Annotated in this window: 20 protein-coding genes and 1 pseudogene; 16 read left to right on the forward strand and 5 right to left on the reverse strand. The window is 69.8% G+C overall.

The window, feature by feature from the left end:
- Positions 1–18: 18 nt before the first annotated feature.
- On the forward strand, positions 19–714 hold the full coding sequence (locus tag ACZ6IM_RS24050) for a demethylmenaquinone methyltransferase (RefSeq protein ID WP_469558917.1): 696 nt from the start codon (positions 19–21) through the stop codon (positions 712–714).
- On the opposite strand, the gene ACZ6IM_RS24055 is transcribed toward ACZ6IM_RS24050, so the two are convergent.
- The gene (locus tag ACZ6IM_RS24055) at positions 701–1,057 is read right to left on the reverse strand and encodes a PASTA domain-containing protein (protein ID WP_052839592.1); all 357 of its coding nucleotides are present in this window, start codon (positions 1,055–1,057) and stop codon (positions 701–703) included. The two genes, ACZ6IM_RS24050 and ACZ6IM_RS24055, sit on opposite strands and share 14 nt — an antisense overlap.
- Positions 1,058–1,150: 93 nt before the next feature.
- Positions 1,151–1,678, reverse strand: coding sequence for a GNAT family N-acetyltransferase (locus ACZ6IM_RS24060; RefSeq protein ID WP_052839457.1), 528 nt, complete (start codon positions 1,676–1,678; stop codon positions 1,151–1,153).
- A gap of 97 nt (positions 1,679–1,775) precedes the next feature.
- On the opposite strand from ACZ6IM_RS24060, the gene ACZ6IM_RS24065 reads away from it, so the two are divergent.
- The gene (locus tag ACZ6IM_RS24065) at positions 1,776–3,068 is read left to right on the forward strand and encodes a geranylgeranyl reductase family protein (RefSeq protein WP_052839458.1); all 1,293 of its coding nucleotides are present in this window, start codon (positions 1,776–1,778) and stop codon (positions 3,066–3,068) included.
- 42 nt (positions 3,069–3,110) lie between these two features.
- Here the strand turns inward: ACZ6IM_RS24065 and def are convergent, their stop codons facing one another.
- A complete protein-coding gene (def, locus tag ACZ6IM_RS24070; protein WP_469558921.1) occupies positions 3,111–3,737 on the reverse strand; it encodes a peptide deformylase in 627 nt (208 codons plus the stop codon).
- Between the two features lie 130 nt (positions 3,738–3,867).
- Positions 3,868–4,707, reverse strand: coding sequence for a C40 family peptidase (locus ACZ6IM_RS24075; protein WP_469558924.1), 840 nt, complete (start codon positions 4,705–4,707; stop codon positions 3,868–3,870).
- A gap of 799 nt (positions 4,708–5,506) precedes the next feature.
- Here ACZ6IM_RS24075 and ACZ6IM_RS24080 point away from each other — a divergent pair.
- From ACZ6IM_RS24080 to nuoN, 14 genes are read left to right on the forward strand one after another with little or no spacing between them, the layout of a single operon-like run.
- Entirely contained in the window at positions 5,507–5,866 is a 360-nt protein-coding gene (locus ACZ6IM_RS24080; RefSeq protein ID WP_003974383.1) for an NADH-quinone oxidoreductase subunit A, read from the forward strand.
- Between the two features lie 12 nt (positions 5,867–5,878).
- On the forward strand, positions 5,879–6,433 hold the full coding sequence (locus ACZ6IM_RS24085; RefSeq protein WP_018528252.1) for a NuoB/complex I 20 kDa subunit family protein: 555 nt from the start codon (positions 5,879–5,881) through the stop codon (positions 6,431–6,433).
- Positions 6,430–7,185: an NADH-quinone oxidoreductase subunit C gene (locus ACZ6IM_RS24090; protein WP_052839460.1), complete on the forward strand. Its 756-nt coding sequence runs from the start codon at positions 6,430–6,432 to the stop codon at positions 7,183–7,185. The genes ACZ6IM_RS24085 and ACZ6IM_RS24090 overlap by 4 nt, the downstream gene beginning before the upstream one ends.
- Positions 7,182–8,504 carry an NADH-quinone oxidoreductase subunit D gene (locus ACZ6IM_RS24095; protein WP_052839461.1) on the forward strand — a complete coding sequence of 441 codons (1,323 nt, stop codon included), beginning with the start codon at positions 7,182–7,184 and terminating at the stop codon, positions 8,502–8,504. Before ACZ6IM_RS24090 ends, ACZ6IM_RS24095 begins: the two co-directional genes overlap by 4 nt.
- Positions 8,501–9,373, forward strand: a complete 873-nt coding sequence (nuoE, locus tag ACZ6IM_RS24100; RefSeq protein WP_052839462.1) for an NADH-quinone oxidoreductase subunit NuoE — start codon at positions 8,501–8,503, stop codon at positions 9,371–9,373. The genes ACZ6IM_RS24095 and nuoE overlap by 4 nt, the downstream gene beginning before the upstream one ends.
- A complete protein-coding gene (gene nuoF / locus ACZ6IM_RS24105) occupies positions 9,370–10,719 on the forward strand; it encodes an NADH-quinone oxidoreductase subunit NuoF (protein ID WP_469558929.1) in 1,350 nt (449 codons plus the stop codon). Before nuoE ends, nuoF begins: the two co-directional genes overlap by 4 nt.
- Positions 10,716–13,223: an NADH-quinone oxidoreductase subunit G gene (locus ACZ6IM_RS24110; protein WP_052839464.1), complete on the forward strand. Its 2,508-nt coding sequence runs from the start codon at positions 10,716–10,718 to the stop codon at positions 13,221–13,223. Before nuoF ends, ACZ6IM_RS24110 begins: the two co-directional genes overlap by 4 nt.
- Positions 13,220–14,599, forward strand: coding sequence for an NADH-quinone oxidoreductase subunit NuoH (gene nuoH, locus ACZ6IM_RS24115; RefSeq protein WP_469558932.1), 1,380 nt, complete (start codon positions 13,220–13,222; stop codon positions 14,597–14,599). The genes ACZ6IM_RS24110 and nuoH overlap by 4 nt, the downstream gene beginning before the upstream one ends.
- The gene (nuoI, locus tag ACZ6IM_RS24120; protein WP_469558936.1) at positions 14,592–15,260 is read left to right on the forward strand and encodes an NADH-quinone oxidoreductase subunit NuoI; all 669 of its coding nucleotides are present in this window, start codon (positions 14,592–14,594) and stop codon (positions 15,258–15,260) included. The genes nuoH and nuoI overlap by 8 nt, the downstream gene beginning before the upstream one ends.
- On the forward strand, positions 15,257–16,099 hold the full coding sequence (locus ACZ6IM_RS24125) for an NADH-quinone oxidoreductase subunit J (RefSeq protein ID WP_469558939.1): 843 nt from the start codon (positions 15,257–15,259) through the stop codon (positions 16,097–16,099). The genes nuoI and ACZ6IM_RS24125 overlap by 4 nt, the downstream gene beginning before the upstream one ends.
- Entirely contained in the window at positions 16,096–16,395 is a 300-nt protein-coding gene (gene nuoK / locus ACZ6IM_RS24130) for an NADH-quinone oxidoreductase subunit NuoK (protein ID WP_003974374.1), read from the forward strand. Before ACZ6IM_RS24125 ends, nuoK begins: the two co-directional genes overlap by 4 nt.
- A 14-nt stretch (positions 16,396–16,409) precedes the next feature.
- Positions 16,410–18,374, forward strand: a complete 1,965-nt coding sequence (nuoL, locus tag ACZ6IM_RS24135; protein ID WP_052839468.1) for an NADH-quinone oxidoreductase subunit L — start codon at positions 16,410–16,412, stop codon at positions 18,372–18,374.
- A 5-nt stretch (positions 18,375–18,379) separates the two neighbouring features.
- Positions 18,380–19,951 carry an NADH-quinone oxidoreductase subunit M gene (locus tag ACZ6IM_RS24140; RefSeq protein ID WP_469558943.1) on the forward strand — a complete coding sequence of 524 codons (1,572 nt, stop codon included), beginning with the start codon at positions 18,380–18,382 and terminating at the stop codon, positions 19,949–19,951.
- Complete coding sequence (nuoN, locus tag ACZ6IM_RS24145; protein WP_469558946.1) at positions 19,948–21,606, forward strand: NADH-quinone oxidoreductase subunit NuoN; 1,659 nt, start codon at positions 19,948–19,950, stop codon at positions 21,604–21,606. Before ACZ6IM_RS24140 ends, nuoN begins: the two co-directional genes overlap by 4 nt.
- Positions 21,607–21,691: 85 nt before the next feature.
- On the opposite strand, the pseudogene ACZ6IM_RS24150 reads toward nuoN, so the two are convergent.
- Positions 21,692–22,248, reverse strand: a pseudogene (locus tag ACZ6IM_RS24150) (Uma2 family endonuclease).
- Positions 22,249–22,253 lie beyond the last annotated feature (5 nt).

Consider the following 22,253-nt stretch of genomic DNA (forward strand, 5'->3'; position numbering starts at 1 on the left):
TGCTGCAACAATGGGCCCGTGACCCGCGCTTCCCTGAACAAGCAGCCGCACGAAGTCGCCTCGATGTTCGACCACGTCGCGGAACGGTACGACCTGACGAACGCCGTGCTCTCGCTCGGCCAGGACCGGGCGTGGCGCAAGGCGGTCGCCAGAGCCGTCGACGCCCGCCCGGCGCAGAAGGTCCTGGACCTCGCGGCCGGCACGGCGACCTCCTCCCTGCCCTTCGCCCGCACCGGCGCCTACGTCGTCCCCTGCGACTTCTCCCAGGGCATGCTCCAGGTCGGCAAGGAACGGCGCTCCTGGCTGCCGTTCACCGCGGGCGACGCGACGCGGCTGCCGTTCAAGGACGACGTCTTCGACGCCGTCACCATCTCCTTCGGGCTGCGCAACGTGCAGGACACGGACGCCGCGCTGCGCGAGATGTACCGGGTGACGCGGCCCGGCGGCCGGGTCGTCATCTGCGAGTTCTCGCACCCGACCTGGGCGCCGTTCCGCACCGTCTACACCGAGTACCTGATGCGCGCCCTGCCCCCGGTCGCCCGCGCGGTGTCGTCCAACCCCGACGCGTACGTCTACCTCGCCGAGTCCATCCGGGCCTGGCCCGACCAGCCGGCGCTCGCCGAGCGGCTCGGCAAGGCCGGCTGGTCCAAGGTGGCCTGGCGCAACCTGACGGGCGGCGTGGTGACGCTGCACCGCGGCTTCAAGGCGAGCTGAGCGCGGCGCGGCAGGTCGGTGGTTCGGCCGGCTCCGCCAGTTCCCGGCGGAGCCCACCCAGGGGCGGGTGCGGCACGCGCGGCTCACGGCTGCCCCCGCCGCCCTCGCCCTCCCCGAAGTCGAACCACACGTACACCGTCGACTCCCGCGCCACCTGCGCACCGGGCCGCGGGTACTGGCGTACGACGTGGTCGACGACGGCGGTCCGGAGATCGGGCCGGTCCGGCGCGGTCAGGAGCAGGCCCTGCGCGCGGGCGGCCTCGTGCGCGTCCACGGCCGTCAGACCGACCAGGCGCGGTACGCGGACGTCACGGTTCTCGGGGTTCTCGGATACCAGGCGCACGGACGTCACCCCCAGCGGTACCCGGCACAGTAGCCCCGCCGCGCACCGCCCGGAAGCGTCAAGTGGCTGACTGTGACAGTCCGTTACTCCGCGTCACGCTCGTCCGTGCTGCGGGTGCAGGGCGAGGCGGTAGCAGTGCCCCCGCTGCTCGGAGGACGGGATCGTGAAGACCTCGGCGAGCCGCATGCCCAGCCGCTCCGTGACCGCGATGGACCGGGTGTTGCGCGCGTTGACCATCGCGACCACCTCCGCGACCCCCGCGCCGCGCACCCGCTCCAGCGTCTGCCGGGCGGCCGCCGTGACGTACCCCTTGCCCCAGTGCGCCCGCCCGAGCCGCCAGCCGATCTCGATCGCGCCCTTGGGGCCCCAGTCGCCCGGCCACGGCTGGGCGCCGGTGAACCCCATGACCCGGTCGGACTCGTCCACCATGGTCCACAGGCAGAAGCCGTGCTCGGCGTCGTGCCGGCGTTGGCGGGCGGTCAGCTCCTCGTAGACGGACAGCTCCGCCGGCCTCCCGCCGTGGAACTCCATGACGTCCGGGTCGTCGAAGACCCGGTGCCAGGCGACGGCGTCCTCGTCGGTGGGGACGCGCAGCCGTACAACGGGGAGAGGTCGCTTCACTGGGCAGCCCTTCAGCCGGGTGGTCGGTGACGCTGAATAGACTGCCCATGACCAGTGCCGGTCGGCACGCAGATTCCGAACTTGGGGAGATCCCGCCGTGACCGTCGAGACTGAGCCGCTCTCCGAGAACACCGCCGACGTGATCGTCGTGGGCGCGGGGCCGGCCGGCTCCACCACCGCGTACCACCTGGCCAAGTCGGGACTCGACGTCCTGCTCCTCGAGAAGACCGCGTTCCCCAGGGAGAAGGTCTGCGGCGACGGCCTCACCCCGCGCGCGGTCAAACAGCTCGTCGCCATGGGCATCGACATCTCCGAGGAAGCCGGCTGGCTGCGCAACAAGGGCCTGCGCATCATCGGCGGCGGCTCCCGCCTCCAGCTGGACTGGCCAGACCTGGCCTCCTTCCCCGACTACGGACTCGTCCGCAAGCGCGACGACTTCGACGAGCAGCTCGCCCGGCAGGCGCAGAAGGCCGGTGCGCGCCTGTACGAGCGCTGCAACGTCGGCGCGCCGATCGTCGACGACCGCACCGGCCGCATCACCGGCGTGCACGCCAAGCTGGGCGAAGACAAGCGCGAGGTCACCTTCCACGCGCCGCTGGTCGTGGCCGCCGACGGCAACTCCACGCGGCTGTCCCTGGCGATGGGCCTGCACCGCCGCGAGGACCGCCCCATGGGCGTCGCGGTCCGCACGTACTTCACCTCGCCCCGCCACGACGACGACTACCTGGAGTCCTGGCTGGAACTGTGGGACCGGCGCGGCTCGCAGGACCGCCTGCTGCCGGGCTACGGCTGGATCTTCGGCATGGGCGACGGCACCTCCAACGTCGGCCTGGGCGTGCTGAACACCTCCGCCGCCTTCAAGGAGCTGGACTGGCGCGAGATCCTCAAGGCCTGGTGCGCGTCCATGCCCGAGGACTGGGGCTACACCCCGGACAACATGACCGGCCCGATCCGCGGCGCCGCCCTGCCCATGGCCTTCAACCGCCAGCCCCACTACACCAAGGGCCTGCTCCTCGTCGGCGACGCCGGCGGCCTGGTGAACCCCTTCAACGGCGAAGGCATCGCCTACGCCATGGAGTCCGGCCAGATCGCCGCCGACGTCGTCGTCCAGGCGCACGCGCGGGCCACGCCCGCCCAGCGCGAGATCGCCCTGCAGCGCTACCCGCGCGTCCTGAAGGACACCTACGGCGGCTACTACACGCTGGGCCGCGCCTTCGTGAAGCTCATCGGCAACCCGAAGGTCATGCAGATCGCGACCCAGCGCGGCCTCACCCACCCGATCCTGATGAAGTTCACCCTGAAGATGCTCGCCAACCTGACGGACCCGACGGGCGGCGACGCGATGGACCGCATCATCAACGGACTGAGCAAGGTCGCGCCGAAAGCCTGATCGGATCGGCTTGATCAGAGGCGTCCGGCCAGTGGTGCCTGGTCAGGCGGCGAAGGCCGCGGCGTTGGCGGCCCGGCGCGCGAAGACCTCCTCGCGCCGGTCCGCCGACTGCCGCAGTGCCGCCTTCCGTTCCCGGGCGGAGAGCCGGTCCAGGTAGACCTGCCCGTTCAGGTGGTCGGTCTCGTGCGCCAGGCAGCGCGCGAAGTAGCCCGTGCCCTCGATGAGGAGCGGCGCGCCGTCCTTGTCCAGGCCGCGCACGACGGCCCGGTCGGGCCGGGGTACGGCCATGACGGCGCCCGGCACCGACAGGCACCCCTCGCCCTCGTCGAGCAGCCGCCGCGCGACCGGATCGAGGGCGTCGAGGACCGGGTTCACGATGTGCCCGACATGTCGGACACCGTCGTCGTCCGGGCAGTCGTAGACGAACAGGCGCAGGTCGACCCCGACCTGATTGGCCGCCAGCCCGGCCCCTTCCGCGACGTACATCGTGCGGAACATGTCGTCGATGAGCGCGGCGAGGTCGGGCCCGAACTCCGTGACGTCACGGCAGGGCCGGTGCAGCACCTCCTCGCCGACCTCGGTGACGCGTCGCACCGATCCGCGCAGGGCCTCCGGCGCGAACGGGGGACAGGAGGCGGTGGCCCGCCCCTGGACGAACACACTCGGCATGACGTTGTCTCCTTCGGCTCGTGGACGGGCCGGAGGGAACCGGCCCGCGCCCGAGCATGCCAGGAGCCCGCGAAGGGCCGCAGCCCCCGAGCGGCTGCGGCCCTTTCGCGTGTGCAGGGGTGGGTGCCGGTTACAGCACGCGCACCGCGCCGCTCGGCGGGTCGTACGACAGCGGCTTCTCGACGACACCGGTGGAGGAGTTCTGCGCGCCGACGAACATGCCGCCGCCGACGTAGACGCCCACGTGGTACGCGCTGCCCGCGCCGCCCCAGTAGAGGATGTCGCCCGGCTGGAGGTTGTCCAGGCCGACCTGGGTGCCGGCCGTCGACTGCGCCTGGGAGACGCGGGGCAGGCTGATGCCGACCTGCTTGAAGGCGGCCTGCACGAGACCGGAGCAGTCGTAGGCGGACGGGCCGGTGGCGCCGGAGACGTACGCCTTGCCGACCTGGGCCTGCACGAAGGAGACGACGGCGGCGGCCGAACCGGTCGCCGTGGACGTGCTGGTGCTCGCGCTGCTGCCGCTGCTCGTGCCGGTGGAGGAGCCGCTGTCCGTGGAGGCGCTCAGGGTGGTGCGCTCGGCGGCGCGCGAGGCGCGCTCGGCGGCCTCCTTGCGAGCGGCCTCCTCGGCCTTCTTCTTGGCCTCCGCGGCCTTCTTCTTGGCCTCGGCGAGATCCGCCTTGGCCTGCTTGGCGGCCTTCGCGGCCGCCGCGTCACGCTCGGCCTGCAGCTGGTAGCTCGCGGCCGCCTGCTGCGTGACGTCCGCGGACTGGGCGACCTGAGCGGCCAGGTCGGCCGTCAGGGTGGGCAGTTCGAGGGTCTGCGTCACCGGTTCGGCCGCGTTGGCCGACCCCGACGCACCGGCCACTGCCAGGGTGCTGAGGACGCCACCGGCAACTCCGGCCCGCATCGCGATCGTCGACGCGTTGCGGCGGGGTTTCCGGTGGCTGCGTATGTGAGCGGTGTGGGACATAGGGACAACCGGTATCAGTAGCTCCTCCATACCTTCAAGAAACGTGTGCTGCGCCACAGTTGTTCAATCGAGCCGTCGAATCCCGGGCGTGTCGCTCTTTATTGACGCCGTAACGGACATTGCGGACGGGCCGTAACCGGCCTGTGATCACGGTCTTTGATCGTTACGCCCGAATTGCCCCGCGCCTACCACTTGTTGGGGCACTTGGCCAAGCCCGGTTCTCAGACGCCTCTCATGAATGTGGCACAGGTCACGGAACGGTTACCCCGGCGTGCGCGTCCGTCGCGTGCGGAGCGGCTCGGATCGACCCGGCGGCCGGCGGGGGGATGGTCCGACCGGTGCTCGACGGCGCTCGTGAACGCGTGCACGTGTCCACACCGACCCCCAGCCCTCCCCCTCATGTGTGAACGCCTCCTCTATCAAGGGTCTGCGTCCAGCGCCAATTTGCATGCAAGGGAACCCTCTTGATATGGAGACGCACCTTGCCGGGGCCCTCTGGCCAGCGACGACGAGCGAAATTGTCACCTCTGGTGATCAGGTGAACGCTTCTTGTGTGAAGATCACCGCTCATCCGACTTCATGATCGTTCGTCAGGTGGTGGAGATCACAAAGCTTGTGCAATACCCCGTGTCGCAGATCACAGAGCGTCGGGCATAGGATGCGAGGCAGTTGGGCTTGTGACCTGCTTCACATGTTCGCGATCTTCGTCGGGACGGGCGTGGCTCGTGGGGCTGTTGGGGCGGCTGTGAGTCCAGTGCAACCGCCAGCAGTCAGTGCCGACTGAGAGGAGCGAGGAGCGGTGAACGCGTATGCGCCCATCCTCGTACTGGGAGCCCTCGGGGCAGGCTTTGCGATCTTCTCCGTGGTGATGGCCACGCTGATCGGTCCGAAGCGGTACAACCGGGCGAAGCTCGAGGCCTACGAGTGCGGCATCGAGCCGACCCCCACGCCGGCCGGCGGCGGGCGCTTCCCCATCAAGTACTACCTGACGGCGATGCTCTTCATCATCTTCGATATCGAGATCGTCTTCCTCTACCCCTGGGCCGTCACCTTCGACGCCCTGGGGATTTTCGGGCTCGTGGAGATGCTGCTCTTCGTGCTCACCGTCTTCGTCGCGTACGCGTACGTATGGCGGCGCGGCGGCCTGGAATGGGACTGAGGGGCCTTTGACATGGGACTCGAAGAAAAACTGCCGAGCGGCTTCCTGCTGACCACCGTCGAGCAGGCCGCGGGCTGGGTGCGCAAGTCGTCCGTCTTCCCGGCCACGTTCGGCCTCGCCTGCTGTGCCATCGAGATGATGACCACCGGCGCCGGCCGCTACGACCTGGCGCGCTTCGGCATGGAGGTCTTCCGCGGCTCGCCGCGGCAGGCGGACCTGATGATCGTCGCGGGTCGGGTCAGCCAGAAGATGGCGCCGGTGCTGCGGCAGGTCTACGACCAGATGCCGAACCCGAAGTGGGTCATCTCCATGGGGGTCTGCGCCTCCTCGGGCGGCATGTTCAACAACTACGCCATCGTCCAGGGCGTCGACCACATCGTCCCGGTCGACATCTACCTCCCCGGCTGCCCGCCGCGCCCCGAGATGCTGATGGACGCCATCCTCAAGCTCCACCAGAAGATCCAGAGCTCCAAGCTCGGGGTGAACGCCGAGGAGGCGGCCCGCGAGGCGGAGGAAGCGGCGCTCAAGGCCCTGCCCACGATCGAGATGAAGGGGCTGCTGCGGTGAGCGACGCGAACAACACCGCGGGTGACGCGAACGAGGTCAATCCCGAGAAGGACCTGTCCGCGGAGAACCTCCCCGGCCAGCGGGGCCAGGGCGGCGAGGAGATCCGCGTCCAGCGCGGCATGTTCGGCGCCAACAACGGCGGCGACACCTCCGGCTACGGCGGCCTGGTCCGCTCCGTCCGGCTCCCCGGGCCGGCGAGCCGGCCCTACGGCGGCTGGTTCGACGAGGTCGCCGACGAACTCGAGGGCGCGCTGGAGGAGCAGGGGCTCCTGCCCGAGAACGCCATCGAGAAGACGGTCGTCGACCGCGGCGAGGTGACCTTCCACATCGAGCGTGAGCACCTGGTCCGGGTCGCCCGCACCCTGCGCGACGACCCCGCCCTGCGCTTCGAACTGTGCACCGGCGTCAGCGGCGTCCACTACCCGCACGACAAGGGCCGCGAGCTGCACGCCGTCTACCACCTGCGCTCGATCACCCACAACCGGCTGATCCGCCTCGAAGTCAGCGCGCCCGACAGCGACCCGCACATCCCGTCGCTGGTCGCCGTCTACCCGACGAACGACTGGCACGAGCGCGAGACCTACGACTTCTTCGGCATCGTCTTCGACGATCACCCGGCGCTGACGCGGATCATGATGCCGGACGACTGGCAGGGCTTCCCGCAGCGCAAGGACTACCCCCTCGGCGGCATCCCCGTCGAGTACAAGGGCGCCCAGATCCCGGCTCCGGACCAGCGGAGGTCGTACTCGTGAGCACTTCCCACGCCTCCCCCAGGGAGACCACCGAAGGCACCGTCTACACGGTCACCGGCGGCGACTGGGACGAGGTCGTCCAGTCCGCGGCCCGTGCCGACGACGAGCGCATCGTCGTCAACATGGGCCCCCAGCACCCGTCCACGCACGGCGTGCTCCGCCTCATCCTGGAGATCGACGGCGAGACGGTCACCGAGGCCCGCTGCGGCATCGGCTACCTGCACACCGGCATCGAGAAGAACCTCGAGTACCGGAACTGGACGCAGGGCACCACGTTCGTGACGCGCATGGACTACCTGACGCCGTTCTTCAACGAGGCGGCGTACTGCCTGGGCGTCGAGAAGCTCCTCGGCATCGAGGACCAGATCCCGGACCGGGCCACGATCATCCGGGTCATGCTGATGGAGCTGAACCGGCTCTCCTCGCACCTGGTCGCCATCGCCACCGGCGGCATGGAGCTGGGCGCCACCACGATCATGATCTACGGCTTCCGTGATCGTGAACTGATTCTCGACATCTACGAGCTGATCACCGGCCTCAGGATGAACCACGCGTACATCCGCCCGGGCGGACTCGCCCAGGACCTGCCGCCGGGCGCGGTGGACCAGATCCGCGAGTTCGTGAAGAAGATGAAGAAGAACCTCCCGGAGTACGACAAGCTCGCCACCGGGAACCCCATCTTCAAGGGCCGCATGCAGGACGTCGGCTACCTCGACCTGGCCGGCTGCATGGCCCTCGGCGCCACCGGCCCCGTCCTCAGGTCCACCGGCCTCCCGCACGACCTGCGCAAGACCCAGCCGTACTGCGGTTACGAGACGTACGACTTCGACGTCCCGACCGCCGACACCTGCGACTCCTACGGGCGCTTCCTGATCCGGCTGGAGGAGATGCGCCAGTCGCTCCGCATCGTCGAGCAGTGCCTGGACCGGCTCCAGCCCGGCCCGGTCATGGTCGCCGACAAGAAGATCGCCTGGCCCGCCCAGCTCGCCCTGGGGCCGGACGGCCTCGGCAACTCCCTCGACCACATCAAGAAGATCATGGGCACCTCCATGGAGGCCCTGATCCACCACTTCAAGCTGGTCACCGAGGGCTTCCGGGTGCCGCCGGGACAGGCGTACACGGCGGTCGAGTCGCCCAAGGGCGAGCTGGGGGTGCATGTCGTCTCCGACGGCGGCACCCGCCCCTTCCGGGTCCACTTCCGCGACCCGTCCTTCACCAATCTGCAGGCCATGGCGGCGATGTGCGAGGGCGGCCAGGTCGCCGACGTCATCGTCGCCGTGGCGTCCATCGACCCCGTGATGGGAGGCGTCGACCGGTGACCACCTCTTCTTCGGAGCGGGGCGTCAGCCTGGGCATGCCGGAACTGCCCGCGCCCGCCTACCCGGACGACGTCCGGGCCCGGCTGGAGACCGACGCGCGCGAGGTCATCGCCCGCTACCCGGACTCCCGGTCCGCCCTCCTGCCGTTGCTGCACCTCGTGCAGTCGGAGGAGGGACACGTCACGCGCACCGGGATGCAGTTCTGCGCGGACATGCTGGGCCTCACCACCGCCGAGGTCACCGCGGTCGCCACCTTCTACACCATGTACCGGCGCGGGCCGAGCGGCGACTACCAGGTCGGCGTGTGCACCAACACGCTGTGCGCGGTGATGGGCGGCGACGCCATCTTCGAGTCGCTCCAGGAGCACCTGGGCGTCGGCAACGGCGAGACCACCGAGGACGGCAAGGTCACCCTGGAGCACATCGAGTGCAACGCGGCCTGCGACTTCGCACCGGTTGTGATGGTCAACTGGGAGTTCTTCGACAACCAGACCCCGGCGAGCGTCAAGGCCCTCGTCGACGACCTGCGCGCGGGCCGGCCCGTGACACCCACGCGCGGTGCGCCGCTGTGCACCTTCAAGGAGACCGCCCGGATCCTGGCGGGCTTCCCCGACGAGCGGGACGGCGCCGTCGCGGCCGGCGGCAGCGCGGGTCCCGCCTCCCTGGCCGGGCTCAAGCTCGCCAAGGGCGAGGCGCCCGCCGCGCGCGTGGTGCACCCGCGGGACGGCGGGCCGCAGGACGCGCCGCAGGACCGGGCCGTGCACGACCCGTCCCCGACGGAACACCTCAGCTCGCACGACGCGCCGCAGGACACATCGGCATCCGACCCTTCCAACCCGGCAGGGCCTACCGCCGAGGAGGGGGAGTGATGACCGTGGCAGCCGAGATCAAGGGCAGCAGCCCGGAGAAGCTGCTCGCACCCGTGCTGTCGGCCTTCTGGGACGAGGACGAGTCGTGGACTCTCGACGTCTACCGGAGGCACGAGGGGTACGAGGGACTCCGCAAGGCGCTGGCGATGGCGCCGGACGACCTGATCGCGTACGTCAAGGAGTCCGGTCTGCGTGGACGCGGCGGTGCCGGGTTCCCGACGGGGATGAAGTGGCAGTTCATTCCTCAGGGGGACGGCAAGCCTCACTATCTAGTTGTCAACGCCGACGAGTCGGAGCCGGGGACCTGCAAGGACATCCCGCTCCTCTTCGCGAACCCGCACAGCCTCATCGAGGGCATCGTCATCGCGTGTTACGCCATCAGGTCTTCGCATGCCTTCATCTATCTGCGTGGTGAAGTCGTCCCAGTGCTGCGGCGGTTGCACGAGGCCGTGCGCGAGGCCTACGCGGCCGGCTTTCTCGGCGAGAACATCCTGGGCAGCGGACTCGATCTCGAACTCACCGTGCACGCGGGCGCGGGCGCGTACATCTGCGGTGAGGAGACCGCACTGCTCGACTCGCTCGAAGGCCGCCGGGGTCAACCGCGGCTCCGTCCCCCCTTTCCTGCCGTCGCGGGCCTCTACGCGTGCCCGACTGTGGTGAATAACGTCGAATCGATCGCTTCAGTTCCCGCCATCCTGAACAAGGGCAAGGACTGGTTCAGGTCGATGGGCAGCGAGAAGTCCCCGGGCTTCACGCTCTACTCGCTCAGCGGCCACGTCGCGGGCCCCGGCCAGTACGAGGCCCCGCTCGGCATCACGCTGCGCCAGCTCCTCGACATGAGCGGCGGCATGCGCCCCGGTCACCGGCTGAAGTTCTGGACACCGGGCGGCTCCTCGACGCCGATGTTCACCGACGAGCACCTCGACGTCCCCCTCGACTACGAAGGAGTGGGCGCCGCCGGTTCCATGCTCGGCACGAAGGCGCTCCAGTGCTTCGACGAGACGACCTGCGTGGTGCGCGCCGTCACCCGCTGGACCGAGTTCTACGCCCACGAGTCCTGCGGCAAGTGCACACCCTGCCGCGAAGGGACGTACTGGCTCGTCCAGTTGCTGCGCGACATCGAGGCCGGCAAGGGACAGATGTCAGACCTCGACAAGCTGAACGACATCGCCGACAACATCAACGGCAAGTCCTTCTGCGCCCTCGGCGACGGTGCCGCCTCGCCGATCTTCTCCTCGCTCAAGTACTTCCGCGAGGAGTACGAGGAGCACATCACGGGCCGCGGCTGCCCCTTCGACCCGGCCAAGTCGACGGCCTGGGCCGACCGCACGGAGGTGAAGGCATGACCGTGACCACCAATGCTCCCTCGGGTGGGGGAGAAGCGGCCCTCCCGCCGGAGGATCTCGTCACGCTCACGATCGACGGCGCCGAGATCAGCGTGCCCAAGGGCACCCTGGTCATCCGGGCCGCCGAGCAGCTCGGCATCGAGATCCCCCGGTTCTGCGACCACCCCCTCCTCGACCCGGCCGGCGCCTGCCGCCAGTGCATCGTCGAGGTCGAGGGCCAGCGCAAGCCGATGGCGTCGTGCACCATCACCTGCACCGACGGGATGGTGGTGAAGACGCAGCTCACCTCGCCCGTCGCCGAGAAGGCCCAGCACGGTGTGATGGAGCTGCTCCTCATCAACCACCCGCTGGACTGCCCGGTCTGCGACAAGGGCGGCGAGTGCCCCCTGCAGAACCAGGCGATGTCGCACGGTCAGGCCGACTCCCGCTTCGAGGGCAAGAAGCGGACCTACGAGAAGCCCGTGCCGATCTCCACGCAGGTCCTGCTCGACCGCGAGCGCTGCGTGCTGTGCGCGCGCTGCACCCGGTTCTCCAACCAGGTCGCGGGCGACCCGATGATCGAGTTGATCGAGCGGGGCGCGCTCCAGCAGGTCGGTACCGGCGAGGGCGACCCCTTCGAGTCGTACTTCTCCGGCAACACCATCCAGATCTGCCCGGTCGGCGCGCTCACCTCGGCGGCGTACCGGTTCCGCTCCCGGCCCTTCGACCTGATCTCCTCGCCCTCCGTGTGCGAGCACTGCTCCGGCGGCTGCGCCACCCGCACCGACCACCGGCGCGGCAAGGTCATGCGGCGCCTCGCGGCCAACGAGCCCGAGGTCAACGAGGAGTGGATCTGCGACAAGGGGCGCTTCGGCTTCCGGTACGCCCAGCAGCGGGACCGGCTCAGCACGCCCCTGGTGCGCAACGCCGAGGGCGAGCTGGAGCCGGCCTCCTGGCCGGAGGCGCTGCAGATCGCCGCGCAGGGACTGCTCGCCTCCAGGGGCCGCACCGGGGTCCTGACCGGCGGGCGGCTCACCGTCGAGGACGCGTACGCCTACAGCAAGTTCGCGCGCGTGGCGCTCGACACCAACGACATCGACTTCCGCGCGCGCGTGCACAGCGCCGAGGAGGCCGACTTCCTGGCCGCTCACGTCGCCGGCCGCGGCCGTGACCTCGGGGGAGGTTCCGGCGTCACGTACACGTCGCTGGAGAAGGCGCCCGCGGTCCTGCTGGTCGGCTTCGAGGCCGAGGAGGAGGCGCCCGGCGTCTTCCTCAGGCTGCGCAAGGCCTGGCGCAAGCACGGGCAGAAGGTCTTCTCCCTGGCCACGCACGCCACACGGGGCCTGGAGAAGGCGGGCGGCACCCTGCTCCCCGCAGCTCCCGGCACGGAGACCGAGTGGCTGGACGCCCTCGCGAGCGCCGTCGGTCTGGAGGAGGGCGGAGCCGAGGCGGCCGCGGCCCTGCGCGCCGAGGGCGCCGTGATCGTCGTCGGTGAACGGCTGGCGTCCGTGGCCGGCGGCCTCACCTCCGCCGTACGGACCGCGGCGGCGACCGGCGCCGAGCTGGTGTGGATCCCGCGCCGGGCCGGAGAACGCGGCGCCATCGAGGCGGGCGCGCTGCCGTCGCTGCTGCCCGGCGGGCGTCCGGCGACCGACCCGCGCGCGCGTGAGGAGGTCGCCGCCCTGTGGGGCCTGGCCGACCTTCCGCACCGCTACGGCCGCGACACCGGCGAGATCGTCGAGGCCGCGGCCCGGGGCGAACTCCAGGCGCTGCTGGTGGCGGGCGTGGAGGTCGCCGACCTGCCCGACCCCACGCGCGCGCGTGCGGCACTCGACGAGGCCGGGTTCGTGGTGTCGCTGGAGCTGCGGCCCAGCGAGGTCACCGAGCGCGCCGACGTGGTCCTGCCCGTCGCGGCGGTCGCCGAGAAGCCCGGCACCTTCCTCAACTGGGAGGGCAGGGTGCGCTTCTTCGAGGCCGCGCTCAAGCCCGACCAGATGACGCGCCGTCTCGCTCCCGCCGACGCCCGCGTCCTGCAGATGCTGGCCGACGCCATGGACGTACACCTGGGCCTGCCCGATCTGCGCACCACGCGCGCGGAGATCGACCGGCTCGGCACCTGGGACGGACCGCGGGGCGGCGAGCCCCTGCAGACCGCGGGCGCGCTGCCGCGACCGGCCGCCGGAGAGGCCGTCCTGGCCGGACACCGGCTGCTGCTCGACCAGGGACTGCTCCAGCAGGGCGACGAGGCGCTGGCCGGCACCCGGCACGCCGCCCGCGCGCGCGTGTCGGCCGCCACGGCCGCCGAGGCGGGTGTCAAGGACGGCGACGTCCTCGCCGTCACCGGACCGGCCGGGACCGTCGCCTTCCCGCTCCAGGTCACCGAGATGCCCGACCGGGTGGTCTGGCTCCCGCTGAACTCGGCCGGCAGCGGCGTCGCCTCCGACGCCGGGGTACTGCCCGGAACCCTCGTCCGCATCGGTCCGGCGACGTCCGCGGGCGCCGCCCCCAAGGAGGTGGAGGCATGAGCCCGTACCTCGCCGCTGAAGACCTCTCGATGTTCGGCACCGACCCCTGGTGGCTGGTCGTCATCAAGGCGGTGTTCTGCTTCGCCTTCCTGATGGTGACCGTGCTGTTCTCCATCGTGTGGGAGCGCAAGGTCGTCGCCTGGATGCAGCTGCGCATCGGCCCGAACCGGCACGGCCCCTGGGGCATGCTCCAGTCGCTCGCCGACGGCATCAAGCTGATGCTCAAGGAAGACGTCGTCGTCAAGCGCGCCGACAAGGCGGTCTACATCCTCGCGCCGATCGTGGCGGCCATCCCGGCGTTCATGGCGATCGCGGTGATCCCCTTCGGACCGGCCGGCAACGAGGTCTCGATCTTCGGCCACCGCACCGCCATGCAGCTCACCGACCTGCCGATCGCGATGCTGTTCATCCTGGCGGTCGCCTCGGTCGGCATCTACGGCATCGTGCTCGCCGGCTGGAGCTCCGGATCGACGTACCCACTGCTCGGCGGACTGCGGTCCTGCGCCCAGATGATCTCCTACGAGATCGCGATGGGCGCCGCGTTCGCCTCGGTGTTCCTCTACTCCGGTTCGATGTCCACCTCGGAGATCGTCGCCCAGCAGAACGACCGCTGGTACATCGTGCTGCTGCCGGTCTCCTTCATCCTCTACATCGTCACGATGGTCGGCGAGACCAACCGCGCCCCCTTCGACATGCCCGAGTCCGAGGGCGACCTGGTGGGCGGCTTCAACACCGAGTACTCGTCGATCAAGTTCGCGATGTTCATGCTCGCCGAGTACGTGAACATGGTGACGGTCTCGGCGGTCGCCACCACGCTCTTCCTCGGCGGCTGGCGGGCCCCCTGGCCGATCAGCACCTTCTGGGAGGGCGCCAACCACGGCTGGTGGCCGCTGCTCTGGTTCGTGGTCAAGGTCCAGCTGCTGCTGTTCTTCTTCATCTGGCTGCGCGGCACCCTGCCCCGGGTCCGCTACGACCAGTTGATGAAGCTCGGCTGGAAGGTCCTCATCCCGGTCTCCCTGGTCTGGCTGATGCTGGTCGCGACCGTGCGGGCCCTCAGGAACGAGAACTACGGCTTCAGCGACATCGCCCTCTACATCGGCGGCGGCGTCCTGGTCCTGCTGCTGTTGTCCTTCCTCGTGGACATGTACCGCGACAAGGGCGGCAAGGCCGCCGAACCGCCGGCCGAGGCGGAGGCCGCCTTCGACCCGATGGCCGGTGGATTCCCCGTCCCGCCGATGCCCGGGCAGGCGGTGCCACCGGTGCCGAGGCGCCGTCCCCGCCGGGAGCGGGAGCTGATTGTCAGTGGCGGGCCCGATACTCACAGTGACGGACCTGTGGGCGGATCTACGGATGGAAAGGAGGCGTCCGATGACTGAGGAGCAGAAGGAACCCATGGAACACCCGGAAGGCAAGGCGACCGACCCCGGTTTCATGAACCCCGTGGCCGGCTTCGGCGTGACCTTCAAGGCCATGTTCAAGAAGCGGCTGACCGAGCAGTACCCGGAGCAGCAGAAGACCACCGCTCCGCGCTTCCACGGACGGCACCAGCTCAACCGCCATCCGGACGGCCTGGAGAAGTGCGTCGGCTGCGAGTTGTGCGCCTGGGCCTGTCCCGCCGACGCCATCTACGTGGAGGGCGCGGACAACACCGACGAGGAGCGCTACTCGCCGGGCGAGCGGTACGGCCGCGTCTACCAGATCAACTACGCCCGCTGCATCCTGTGCGGCCTGTGCATCGAGGCCTGCCCCACGCGCGCGCTGACGATGACCAACGAGTTCGAACTTGCCGACTCCAGCCGTGCCAACCTCATCTTCACCAAGGACCAGCTGCTCGCCGGTCTGGAGGAGGGCATGGTCGACTCGCCGCACGCCATCTACCCGGGCACCGACGAGCAGGACTACTACCGGGGCCTGGTGACCGAGGCCGCGCCCGGCACGGTCCAGCAGGCCGCCCACTCCGAGGGGGAGGTCGTCCAGGAGGGCGACTCGACCTTCGGCGGGACGGAGCCGGCGTCGGAGGAGGTGATCCGCCGATGAGCGCGCAGCTCGCCGCCTACTCGACTTCCACCGGCGAGGCCGTCCAGTTCTGGATCCTCGGCACGGTCGCGGTGATCGGCGCCCTGTGCACCGTCTTCATGAAGAAGGCCGTGCACAGCGCGCTGTGCCTCGCCGGGACCATGATCGTCCTGGCGGTGTTCTACCTCGCCAACGGTGCCTACTTCCTCGGCATCGTGCAGATCGTCGTCTACACCGGCGCCATCATGATGCTGTTCCTGTTCGTGGTGATGCTCGTCGGCGTCACGGCGGCGGACTCGCTGAAGGAGACCATCAAGGGGCAGCGCTGGCTGGCCCTGCTGTCCGGGCTCGGCTTCGGCATCCTGCTGGTCGCCGGCATCGGCAACGCCTCCGTCACCGAGTTCACCGGTCTCGCCCAGGCCAACGCGAACGGCAACGTGGAGGGCATCGCGTCCCTCGTCTTCACCAAGTACGTCTTCGCCTTCGAGATCACCGGCGCCCTGCTCATCACGGCCGCCGTCGGCGCCATGGTGCTCACCCACCGCGAGCGCACCGAGCGTGCCAAGACCCAGCGCGAGCTGTCCGAGCAGCGCGTCCGCGAGGGCAAGCACCTGCCACCGCTGCCGGCCCCCGGCGTGTACGCCCGGCACAACGCGGTCGACATCGCGGGCCTGCTGCCCGACGGCACCCCGTCCGAGCTGACGGTCAGCAAGACGCTGCGGGACCGGGGCCAGATCCGCGACGTGTCGATGGAGGCGCTGGGCGATCTGAAGGCGCTGGAGCAGCGGTCCGAAGAGCGGCTGGAACGCAAGGCCGTCGGCCCGGCGGGGTCCGGGCGGTCCGAGGAGGCGCCGAAGTGAATCCCGTCAACTACCTCTACCTCGCGGCCCTGTTGTTCACGATCGGCGCCACCGGCGTGCTGATCCGGCGCAACGCGATCGTGGTCTTCATGTGCATCGAGCTGATGCTCAACGCCTGCAACCTCGCGTTCGTCGCCTTCTCCCGGATGCACGGCAACCTCGACGGCCAGATCATCGCCTTCTTCACGATGGTCGTCGCCGCCGCGGAGGTCGTGGTCGGGCTCGCGATCATCGTGTCCCTGTTCCGTTCCCGCCACTCGGCCTCGGTCGACGACGCCAGCCTGATGAAGCTGTGAGGGGCTGCTGAAACGTGGAGAACCTGATTGCGCTGCTGGTGGCGGCGCCCCTGCTCGGAGCGGTCGTCCTGCTGTGCGGCGGACGCCGGCTGGACCGCGTCGGCCACTGGATCGGCACCCTGCTGGCCGCCGTGTCCTTCGTGCTCGGCGTGGTCCTCTTCGCCGACCTGCTCGGCAGCGGCGCCGAGGACCGCACCCTGACGCAGCACCTGTTCAGCTGGATCCCGGTGGAGGGTTTCCAGGCCGACGTCGCCTTCCGGCTCGACCAGCTGTCGATGACGTTCGTCCTGCTGATCACCGGCGTCGGCTCGCTCATCCACCTGTACTCGGTCGCGTACATGGAGCACGACGAGCGCCGCCGCCGCTTCTTCGGCTATCTGAACCTGTTCCTCGCGGCGATGCTGATCCTCGTCCTCGCCGACAACTACCTGCTGCTGTACGTCGGCTGGGAGGGCGTCGGTCTCGCCTCCTACCTGCTGATCGGCTTCTGGCAGCACAAGCCCAGCGCCGCGACGGCCGCGAAGAAGGCCTTCCTGGTCAACCGCGTCGGCGACATGGGCCTGTCCATCGGCATCATGCTGATGTTCCTGTGGTTCGGCACCTTCGCCTTCGGGCCGGTGCTCGGCGGCCACGGGGAGGCCGGACTCGCGGCCGGGGCGGACGAGGGCAAGCTCACCGCGATCGCCCTGATGCTGCTGCTCGCCGCCTGCGGCAAGTCCGCCCAGGTGCCGCTGCAGTCCTGGCTCGGGGACGCGATGGAGGGCCCGACCCCGGTCTCGGCCCTCATCCACGCCGCGACCATGGTGACGGCGGGCGTGTACCTGATCGTCCGCTCCGGCGCCATCTTCAACGGCGCGCCCGACGCGCAACTGGTCGTCACCATCGTGGGCGCGGTCACGCTGCTCTTCGGTGCGATCGTCGGTTGTGCCAAGGACGACATCAAGAAGGCGCTGGCCGGTTCGACCATGTCGCAGATCGGCTACATGGTGCTCGCCGCGGGCCTCGGCCCCATCGGCTACGTCTTCGCGATCATGCACCTGGTGACGCACGGCTTCTTCAAGGCCGGGCTGTTCCTCGGCGCCGGCTCCGTCATGCACGGCATGAACGACGAGGTCGACATGCGCCGCTACGGCGGACTGCGCAAGTACATGCCGGTCACCTTCGTCACCTTCGGCCTCGGCTACCTCGCCATCATCGGCTTCCCGGGCCTGTCCGGCTTCTTCTCCAAGGACAAGATCATCGAGGCGGCGTTCGCCAAGGGCGGCACCGAGGGCTGGATCCTCGGCGCCTGCGCCCTGCTGGGCGCGGCCATCACCGCGTACTACATGACGCGCGTGATGCTGATGACGTTCTTCGGCGAGGAGCGCTGGCGCAACGCCCCGACGCCGTCGCCGGCCAAGCCCGACGTGGAGCCCGCCGCCGAGACGCGCGGCGCGTACGAGCCGCCGCACCCGCACGAGTCGCCGGGGCTCATGACGATCCCGATGATCGTGCTGGCCGTCGGCTCGGTCGGCGCCGGTGCCTTCTTCAGCATCGGCGACCGCTTCCTGCACTGGCTGGAGCCCATCACCGGACACAGCCACGGCGACTCGCCGATCAGCGCCGGGGCGGTCACCGGGGCGACGGTGGCCTGCATGGTCATCGGCGTCGCCGTCGCCTGGGCGCAGTACGGGCGCCGCCCGGTCCCGGCCGTCGCCCCGCGCGGGTCGCTGCTCACCCGGGCCGCCCGCCGCGACCTGCTCCAGGACGACTTCAACCACGTGGTCCTGGTCCGCGGCGGCGAGCACCTCACGCGCTCCCTGGTCTACGTCGACCACACCCTGGTCGACGGAGTCGTCAACGGCACGGCGGCCTCGGTCGGCGGCCTGTCCGGGCGGATGCGCAAGCTGCAGAACGGCTTCGCGCGCTCGTACGCGGTCTCGATGTTCGGCGGTGCGGCACTCCTCGTCGCCGCGACCCTGCTGATGAGGGCGGTCTGATACCGATGTCCTTTCCCCTGCTGACAGTCACGGCGGCCCTCCCGGCCGTCGGGGCGATCGCCACGGCAGCCGTGCCGGCCGCGAAACGCACCGCGGCCAAGTGGCTGGCGCTGCTGGTCTCGCTGGCCACGCTCGGGCTGGCCGTCGCGGTCCTGGTCCGCTTCGACCCCGACGGCGACCGCTACCAGCTCACCGAGTCCCATGCCTGGATCGCGGACTTCGGCGTCCGGTACGAACTGGGCGTGGACGGCATCGCGGTGGCGCTGATCGCGCTGACCGCCCTGCTGATCCCGTTCATCATCCTCGCGGGCTGGCACGACGCCGACCCGCTGGAGACCGGCAGCAGCCGGTGGCGGCCGACGCAGGGTTTCTTCGCCCTGATCCTGGCCGTCGAGGCGATGGTGCTCATCTCTTTCGAGGCCACCGACGTCTTCCTCTTCTACATCTTCTTCGAAGCCATGCTGATCCCGCTGTACTTCCTGATCGGCGGCTTCGGGGACCGTGCCCACGAGCACGGTGAGAAGACGGCGGCGACCCAGCGGTCGTACGCCGCGGTGAAGTTCCTCCTCTACAACCTGGCCGGCGGTCTGATCATGCTGGCCGCGGTGATCGGCCTCTACGTGGTCGCCGGGAACTTCTCGCTCACGGAGATCGCCGAGGCGCGGGCCAACGGCTCGCTGGACATGGCGGCCAACACCGAGCGCTGGCTGTTCCTCGGCTTCTTCTTCGCCTTCGCGGTGAAGGCGCCGCTGTTCCCGCTGCACACCTGGCTGCCCAACGCCATGGGGGAGTCGACCGCGCCGGTCGCCGTGCTCATCACGGCGGTCGTCGACAAGGTCGGCACCTTCGCGATGCTCCGCTTCTGCCTCCAGCTCTTCCCGGAGGCCAGCAAGTGGGCGACACCGGTCATCCTGGTCCTGGCGGTCATCAGCATCATCTACGGCGCGCTGCTCGCGGTCGGCCAGCGCGACATCAAGCGGCTGATCGCCTACGCGTCGATCTCGCACTTCGGCTTCATCATCATGGGCATCTTCGCGATGACCAGCCAGGGCCAGTCCGGCGCCACGCTGTACATGGTCAACCACGGCATCTCGACCGCGGTGCTGATGCTGATCGCCGGGTTCCTGATCTCGCGGCGCGGCTCGCGGCTCATCGCCGACTTCGGCGGTGTGCAGAAGGTCGCCCCGATCCTGGCCGGCACCTTCCTGATCGGCGGCCTGGCGACGCTGTCGCTGCCGGGGCTGGCGCCCTTCGTCAGTGAGTTCCTGGTCCTGGTCGGCACGTTCACCCGCTATCCGGTGATCGGCATCATCGCCACCCTCGGCATCGTCCTCGCCGCGCTCTACACCCTCGTCCTCTACCAGCGGACGATGACGGGCCCGGTGAAGGCGGAGGTGAACGGCATGCCCGACCTGCGGGTGCGCGAGCTGGTGGTCGTGGCACCGCTGGTGGCGCTGCTGATCTTCCTGGGCGTCTTCCCCAAGCCCGTGACGGACATCGTCAACCCGGCGGTGGAGCAGACCATGTCCGACGTACACAAAACGGACCCCCAGCCTGAGGTGGAGGCGGCCAAGTGAGCGCAACAGCCGTCCACAGCCTGTGGACAACGGCGGCGACGGCGGCCGACCCGATCTCCAAGATCGACGCGCCGAAGATCGAGTACGGGCAGCTTTCGCCCGTCCTCATCGTCCTCGGCGCGGCGATCATCGGAATCCTGGTCGAGGCCTTCGTGCCGCGCCGGACCCGCTACTACGCGCAGATGTTCGTGTCCGCCGTCGCGCTGATCGCGGCGTTCGCCGCGATCGTCGCGCTCGCGGCGGGCGGGTACGGCACGACCAAGGCAGGCATCGCGGCGATGGGCGCCGTCGCCGTCGACGGACCGGCCCTGTTCCTGCAGGGCACCATCCTGCTGACCAGCCTGGTCGGCCTGTTCACCTTCGCCGAGCGGCGCCTCGACCCGGAGCAGCACGGCAACCGCGTCGACTCCTTCGCCGCGCAGGCGGCCGCCGTACCCGGCAGCGAGAGCGAGCAGAAGGCGGTCAAGGCGGGCTTCACCACCACCGAGGTGTTCCCGCTCCTGCTCTTCGCCGTCGCCGGCATGCTGGTCTTCCCGGCGGCCAACGACCTGCTGACGCTCTTCGTGGCCCTGGAGGTCTTCTCCCTCCCGCTGTACCTGCTGTGCGCGCTGGCCCGCCGCAAGCGGCTCATGTCGCAGGAAGCGGCGGTCAAGTACTTCCTGCTCGGTGCCTTCGCCTCCGCGTTCACCCTGTTCGGCATCGCCCTGCTCTACGGCTATGCGGGCTCCATGTCGTACGGCACGATCGCCCAGGTCGTCGACGGCACCGTCCAGAACGTCACCCCGGCGCTCGCGAACACCATGGGCAACGACGCGCTGCTGCTCGTGGGCTCCGCGCTGATCGTCATGGGCCTGCTGTTCAAGGTGGGCGCCGTGCCGTTCCACATGTGGACGCCGGACGTGTACCAGGGCGCGCCGACGCCCGTGACCGGCTTCATGGCGGCGGCGACCAAGGTGGCCGCCTTCGGCGCCCTGCTCCGCATCCTCTACGTCGTCCTGCCCGGCCTGCGCTGGGACTGGCGGCCGGTGATGTGGGGCGTGGCGATCATCACGATGCTGGCCGGTGCGATCGTCGCGATCACGCAGACCGACATCAAGCGGCTGCTGGCGTACTCGTCGATCGCGCACGCGGGCTTCATCCTCGCCGGTGTCATCGCGACCACGCCGGAGGGCATCTCGTCCGTCCTCTTCTACCTGGCCGCGTACTCCTTCGTCACGATCGGCGCCTTCGCGGTCGTCACGCTGGTGCGCGACGCGGGCGGCGAGGCGACGCACCTGTCGAAGTGGGCCGGGCTGGGCCGCAGGTCCCCGCTGGTGGCGGCCGTGTTCGCGGTGTTCCTGCTGGCCTTCGCCGGCATCCCGCTGACCTCCGGGTTCTCGGGCAAGTTCGCCGTGTTCAAGGCGGCGGCGGAGGGCGGCGCGGCCCCGCTGGTCGTGATCGGTGTGATCTCGTCGGCGATCGCCGCGTTCTTCTACATCCGCGTGATCGTGCTCATGTTCTTCAGCGAACCGCGCCCGGAGGGTCCGACCGTCGCGGTGCCGTCCCCGCTGACGATGACGGCCATCGCCGTGGGCGTGGCGGTCACGGTGGTGCTCGGCGTGGCACCGCAGTACTTCCTGGACCTGGCGGGACAGGCGGGAGTGTTCGTGCGCTGACACCGCGCCCGCGGTACCGCGGCAGTGCGGCTGTGGTCCGGCACCTCTTCGCAGGGGTGCCGGACCACAGCCGTGTGTGCGGGGGTTACTCGCCGCCGCGGCGCGGTGTGATGCCGGTCAGGTCCAGATCCATCGGGAAGGGCGCGCTCACCTTCATGCGTTCGCGGAAGATGCCGACGCTGGTGTAGGCACCGGTGGTGGGCTCCAGCTCGAAGGCGTGGACGACGGCGAGGCCCTTCTCGTTCTCCACCCGCCAGTAATGGCCGATACCGGCCCGGGCGTACTTCACGGGCTTGGTCTCGCGGTCCCGGGAGACGGACTCCACGGAGACGACCTCGATGGCCAGGGTGACGGCCTCGGCGGGGTAGCGGGTCTGCTCCGGGTCGTCCACCACGTCGCCTCGCACGACGATCACGTCCGGTTCGGGCCGGTTCTGCCGGTCGATGTCGATGGTGAGCTCTCGGACGACCTCGAACTCCGCCGGGGCGAGGGACTGAAGCTGCCAGTTGAGTCGACAGCGCGTGAGCGGAAAAGAGTCTGCGGACTCACGAAGACGAGGCTCCCGTCGATCAGCTCCGTGTGCGGAGGCAGGTTCGGAAGCCGGTCCAGGTCGTCCGCGGTCCAGCCGCCCTCCGGCGGGATCGCTT

Source organism: Streptomyces sp. NPDC042336 (genome assembly GCF_055581985.1).